This window comes from Priestia sp. P5_B4 (assembly GCF_056400385.1).
Genome location: NZ_JBFULJ010000310.1, coordinates 1 through 4,102, shown reverse-complemented (window position 1 = coordinate 4,102; position 4,102 = coordinate 1). Strand labels below are relative to the sequence as shown.

Annotated in this window: 3 protein-coding genes; all 3 read right to left on the bottom strand. The window is 36.1% G+C overall.

Translation table 11 applies throughout. The features are described 5' to 3' along the window. Nucleotides 1-88: 88 nt before the first annotated feature. Nucleotides 89-997, bottom strand: a complete 909-nt coding sequence (galU, locus tag AC1DRF_RS18165) for a UTP--glucose-1-phosphate uridylyltransferase GalU (RefSeq protein ID WP_427075422.1) — start codon at nt 995-997, stop codon at nt 89-91. A 46-nt stretch (nt 998-1,043) separates the two neighbouring features. Beyond that, nucleotides 1,044-2,246 carry a macrolide family glycosyltransferase gene (locus AC1DRF_RS18160; protein ID WP_427075423.1) on the bottom strand — a complete coding sequence of 401 codons (1,203 nt, stop codon included), beginning with the start codon at nt 2,244-2,246 and terminating at the stop codon, nt 1,044-1,046. A 287-nt stretch (nt 2,247-2,533) separates the two neighbouring features. Further along, a complete protein-coding gene (locus tag AC1DRF_RS18155; protein ID WP_427075424.1) occupies nt 2,534-3,979 on the bottom strand; it encodes a glycosyl hydrolase family 18 protein in 1,446 nt (481 codons plus the stop codon). Nucleotides 3,980-4,102: the final 123 nt, after the last annotated feature.

Genomic DNA, 4,102 nt, shown 5'->3' with positions numbered 1-4,102 from the left:
TTTCTATCCAGCTGTCAAACGTTCCATTTCCGCAAAAAAAATGCACCTTTCTTCAAGAAAAAGTAGAAGAAAGGTGTGTAAATGAAGGTTATTTTCCAATTTGCACAGCAATTTTTTCTTTTTGTTCTTCTTTGCTGATAAGTTCTTTGAATTTGGTCAAAAGAGGTGCTTTTAATTCTTCATCTTTTAATGCAAAAGCAAGAGTCGTAAAAATAAAATCTAACTTTTCTCCTGCATCATAACGTTCGCCCTCGAATTCGTAAGCATAAATAGAACGGTCTATATTCATACGCTGAATAGCATCTGTTAGCTGAATTTCCCCGCCTTTTCCAGCTTCCTGCGTTTCAAGATAATCAAAAATGTCAGGTGTAAATACATAGCGTCCAATAATTCCTAAATTAGACGGAGCTTCTTCGACTGATGGTTTTTCTACAAAACCATTCACTTCGTATAACCGGTTTTTATTTACTTTTGGATCTATAATCCCGTAACGGTGAACGGATTCTTCCTCTACGCGCTGTACGCCGATAACCGATGATCCCGTTTGGTTATACTGGTCAATCAGCTGTTTTAAACAAGGCTGATCTGGGTCTGTTAAGTCATCTCCAAGTAAAACTGCAAACGGTTCGTTTCCAATAAACTGTCGAGCACAGCCAATTGCATGGCCAAGGCCCTTCATTTCTTTTTGACGAACGTAATGAATATTCGCTAATTCAGAGATATGCTCCATTTCTTCTAATAGTTCAGTTTTTCCCTTTTGATGAAGCAAGTGCTCCAGTTGAATATTGTGATCAAAATGATTTTCAATTGCTTGTTTCCCGTTTCCTGTAACAATTAAAATATCTTCGATTCCTGATTTTAAGGCTTCTTCTACAATAAATTGAATTACGGGCTTATTTACAATTGGAAGCATTTCTTTTGGGATAGATTTTGTAACGGGTAAAAAACGAGTACCTAACCCTGCTGCTGGTATAACTGCTTTTTTTATAGTCTGCATATTATATTTACTCCTCCCTGTTAGTTATCTAGCTGCCTTACATCTATTACACTTTGACAGGCACCACATTGAAAATTTCTTTCACTCCTTGCTTGTATCCTCCCGCTGAGCGAAGTGATTCTCCAATTTGTTGTGCATGCTGTTTATATGTGTGAGTAGTTAAAACATCGTTAACTGTCTTTTTGATTAGCTCAGCAGATACATTATTTTTATCTAATTTTACACCTGCTCCTAACTCCTGCACGCGATCGCCAACGATAAATTGATCCACTGCCATTGGAATAACGACAAGGGGCGTATCGTAGTATAAACCTTCACTGCTGCTGTTCATTCCGCCGTGAGTAATGAATAAATCCGCACGTTTTAAAATTTCTAGCTGCGGTACGTATTGTTTCACAACGAAGTTTTCTGGAATGTGTGCTAATTCTTCAGGTTTGGTATTTTTACCAATAGATAAAATAACTTTACCCTCAAAATCTTTTAATGCTTCTACACATAAGTTATAGATTTCTAGCTGCTGATTAAAAATAGTTCCCATAGAAACAAAAATAATTTTTTCATTTTCATTTTGTAAGTAAGAAGGATCTTCAATGTCTAATCGTTTAACAATTGAAGGACCAATAAACTTGTACTCACTCGTAAATTCAGATACGTTTGGCTGAAAGAATTCTGACGTAAATACTAGCGTAATATCCCCTGGATTCGACATAATGTCAATGGAATCTTTTAACTGAGTATTATATTGGTTGTTGAACTTATTTAATAATTTTTCGAATTGAGGATAAAAGGAAGATTGGTCAGGTTCTGTTTGACCACTTGGCATCATACAAGTTGCTAACTCCTTATTTAACGCAAATGTTGTACAAAGAGAAACCTTCGGAAGCTGAAGAAGGTCGGCCACAGCGGAACCTGCTAAAAGGTGATAATCATAAAGTACATAATCATATGTTTCATGTTTCGTTTCACTCATAATTTTAGTAATAATATTTTCAGATTCATTTAAAAACAAATTCATTATTTCATAGCGGTCATAAGACTCTTCATTTGTCATCCGGTTGCTCATATCAAGACTTGGACGAAAATCTTCGTATTCACGAAATTCCGCGCCTGATTTCCGAATTTTTTCAGCATAGTCTTCAATGCCATAATAGACGACCTTTTCCCCTTGAGCCATCAACTCTTTTACAATTCCTAAAGAAGGATTCACATGTCCTTCACCTGGAAAGCCTATTACTAATACTTTTCCCATAACATTCATTCCTTTCACTTAGTTAATAATTAAATCACTTAATTGTTAATTTAGTAAATTTATTGTATAGAAACTGAATTTACTATAAATTATCTTTATCGTAAAGTCATTAAGCGTTTTCAACTAAAAAAAGGTTAAATAGGCTCATTTTGGAATATAGTTATAAATTAACTTAAGAAAAACAAATATTGTAAAATTTATCTCGTTTGTAAATAGATGTATGCGCTTCATTATGATGCAAATAAAAAACACACCTCACTAAATCAAGCAAGAGGTGTGTTTTTTATTTAAAAGTTGTATAACTCCCATATATCTGAGGTTTCTGAACCAATATACCAAGCTGCCGCCCCACCTAAATGATAGTCATTAATTAATTTAACCCGGCGCTGCATAGATGCTTTGTCTTCGAGCCATATTTGATGCTTCGTACCATTTTCCGTGTATTCTACATAGTACTGTGAGGCTTGGCTATCCCATTTTTTAGCTAACTTTTTAGAAGAGATAACAGCTTCGGCTTCTTTCATCGTTAAGTCTTTTGTGACAACTTTTTTGGTCGATAGGTCCGTTTTCCATTCTCGCGTATAAAAAGGAACTCCTAGAAGGATTTTGTGTGCAGGTACATCTTTCATAAGAAGTTGTGCGCCTTCTTTCACCCAAGGCAGTGAAGCAACAGATCCTGGAACCTGACTTCCTCCCCAGTGTTCTTCATATCCCATCATAATGACATAGTCTGCCACTTGACCAATCTGTTTCCTATCAAAGCTTCCCGACCAAAAAGGATCATTATTTTCTCTTGTTACGTCTACTGAAATAGTCATACCATGAGGTTTTAACGCTGCTTTTAATTCTTTAATAAATAAAACAAAATCTTGTTTGTTTTTGATATTAATGTTTTCAAAGTCAACATTGATCCCATCGCTGTTTGTTTTTACTAGCGAACTTTCTATTGATGATACAAGCTTTTTCCGCTTTGCTTTATTGCTTAGCACATCACTTGTAAGTACATCATCAAAATTGTTGCCAATAAGCGGCCAGACTTTTTTGCCGTTTTTATGAGCCGTTTGAACATATGATTCATTTATAGAAGATGAAACAACTTTGTCATTCGACGTTAGCGTAAACCAACGAGGTGAAACAACGTCTAAATTCTTTTGCTTCATCGATTCTGTATAGCCCGCTGTTTTTTCATTAAAGCTCCAACCCATAACTACAGGCTGATGCTTCTTTTGCACTAAATCAGATTTTTTGATCCAGCCCTTTTTCCCTTCCAAAAGCTGTACTTGTATATAGTAATCAGGAATAATAAGCGTTTGTCCGGGCTTAATATTTGTTGAGGATAGCTGATTTAACTTTGTTAATTCATTTGCTTTTACACCGTACTTTACGGAGACTTTCCAAAGCGTATCTCCTGCTACTACTTTATGTAACAAGCCTTTTGGTGGTATTTTCAGCGTTTGCCCTGGAATCAGCTCCGTCTTTTTTAGCTGATTTTGTTTTATTAGATCACTGACTGTTACACCGTATTGCTTAGCTAGTAACCATAGTGTATTTCCCGGCACTACCGTATGAGTAGTAACCTGAGCTGCATCTCCAGCTTCAGATGAAATGACAGGAAATTCTTCTCCTTTTTTCACTGTCTGCATAACAGAAGAATGTAAGGAAGGAGAACGATATACGTTTACGTTGTCACCTTTGACAGTGCCCACTGAAGAAGCAGCGGCTCCTTTACTCATCGGGGCCAATCCTCCACTGAAAAGACAGAGAACGATCAGGCTCATACATATTTTCTTCATTTTATAATTTCGCCTCCCCACTTTTTGACATCACCTGTCTAGTTTACTACTCCTATAAGATAG

Coding starts and splice junctions, on each gene's coding strand:
- AC1DRF_RS18155 (WP_427075424.1), bottom strand. CDS start 3,979: ATGAGTAAAGGAGCCGCTGCTTCTTCAGTGGGCACTGTCAAAGGTGAC.
- AC1DRF_RS18160 (WP_427075423.1), bottom strand. CDS start 2,246: ATGGGAAAAGTATTAGTAATAGGCTTTCCAGGTGAAGGACATGTGAAT.
- galU (WP_427075422.1), bottom strand. CDS start 997: ATGCAGACTATAAAAAAAGCAGTTATACCAGCAGCAGGGTTAGGTACT.